At 68.7% G+C, this 1,920-nt stretch carries 1 protein-coding gene and 1 pseudogene; both read left to right on the top strand.

Annotated elements, in window-relative coordinates; translation table 11 throughout:
• Positions 1 to 673: M4 family metallopeptidase (locus tag ABZV31_RS38220; RefSeq protein WP_355901487.1), on the top strand; the 673-nt coding region annotated here is incomplete at its 5' end.
• Between the two features lie 240 nt (positions 674 to 913).
• Positions 914 to 1,920: pseudogene (locus ABZV31_RS38215) on the top strand (peptidase M4 family protein); the annotation flags it as partial.

Here is a 1,920-nt window from a genome sequence, read left to right as displayed (position 1 = left end):
CTACTCGTCCGGTGTCGCCAACCACTTCTTCTACCTGCTGTCCGAGGGCAGCGGCGCCAAGGTCATCAACGGCGTCAGCTACAACTCGCCGACGTCGGACGGGCTTCCGGTCACCGGCATAGGCCGGGACAAGGCGCTGCAGATCTGGTACCGGGCACTCACCACCAAGTTCACGTCCACCACCAACTACGCGAGCGCCCGCACGGGCACGCTCGCGGCGGCGGGTGAGCTGTACGGCGCCTCCAGCGCCGAGTACAAGGCGGTGCAGGACGCGTGGGCGGCTGTGGCGGTCGGCTCCCGGTCCGGTGGCGGCGGAGGCGGCGGAACGTCGTTCGAGAACACCGCCGACGTGTCGATCCCGGACCACGGCTCCGCGGTCACCTCGTCCGTCACCGTCTCCGGCCGGACCGGCAACGCCCCGTCGAACCTTCAGGTTTCGGTCGACATCGTGCACACGTGGCGCGGCGACCTGGTGATCGACCTGATCGGCCCGTCGGGCACCGCGTACCGTCTGAAGAACTCCAGCAGCTCGGACTCGGCGGACGACGTGCACGAGACGTACACCGTCAACGCGTCCTCCGAAACGGCCAACGGGACGTGGAAGCTGCGCGTCCAGGACGTGGCGACCTACGACACCGGCTACATCGACGGCTGGAAGGTCACCTTCCCGTAAGCCCGCCCGGGCCCGAAGACAGGGCGCCGTCCCGGCGGTTCGACATCCCAGGGCGGCGCCCGTTTACATGCCTGAAACGTTAACCAGACAGTCGCCTTTCGGCCAACATCACTTCAGGGTCCTGACATGTACGCGCCCGAGATGCCACTCTTCCTCCACCCGCCGCACGAGCAAGCCACTCCACATCCGTTCCGGCCAGTAGCCCCACGCTGACCGAACTCCCCCACATAAGGAGCTTGTGTGACCCCCCGCTACGCGCGTCACAAGCGCACCACTCTGGCCATCGCCACCACTGTCGCGGCCGGAGCCCTCCTGAGCACCGGTCTGACCACCAGTGCATCGGCCCAGACCCCGGCCGACTCCACCGGCAGGACCACCCTCGCCGCCGCCCCCGCCCAGCTGTCCGCCGCGGCCCGCACGTCCCTCATCCAGAAGGCCGAGGCGGCCGCCCCCGAGACGGCCCGGACGATAGGCCTCGGCGCCAAGGAGAAGCTGGTCGTCAAGGACGTCGTCAAGGACGCCGACGGCACCGTGCACACCCGCTACGAGCGCACCTACGCCGGCCTGCCGGTCCTCGGCGGCGACCTGATCGTCCACTCCTCGAAGGCCGGCAGGACCGAGGGCGTCACCAGAGCGACCAAGTCGACGATCAAGGTGGCCTCGCTCAAGCCGCAGATCACCGCCTCCAAGGCCGAGAAGCAGGCGCTGACCGTCGCGAAGGCCGCGGGCTCCGACAAGACCGCCGCCGACAACGCTCCGCGCAAGGTGATCTGGGCGGGCAGCGGCAAGCCGGTCCTCGCGTACGAGACGGTCGTCGGCGGCCTCCAGGACGACGGCACCCCGAACCAGCTGCACGTGATCACGGACGCAGCCACCGGCAAGAAGCTCTACGAGTACCAGGGCATCGAGACCGGCACCGGCAAGACCCTCTACTCGGGCACTGTCAACCTCACCACCACGCTGTCGGGGTCGACGTACCAGCTGTACGACACCACGCGGGGCGGCCACAAGACGTACAACCTCGCCCACAAGACCTCCGGCACGGGCACGCTGTTCACCGACGCGGACGACGTGTGGGGCACCGGAGCGGCGTCCAGCTCGTCCACGGACCAGACGGCGGCCGCCGACGCCGCCTACGGCGCGCAGGTCACGTGGGACTTCTACAAGAACACCTTCGGCCGCAGCGGCATCAGGAACGACGGCGTGGGCGCCTACTCGCGCGTCCACTACGGCAACTCGTACGTCAA

This window comes from Streptomyces sp. NPDC005202 (genome assembly GCF_040608235.1).
GTDB lineage: Bacteria > Actinomycetota > Actinomycetes > Streptomycetales > Streptomycetaceae > Streptomyces.
The sequence above is the reverse complement of the archived record's forward strand: the minus strand, read 5'-3'. Positions and strand labels throughout refer to the sequence as shown.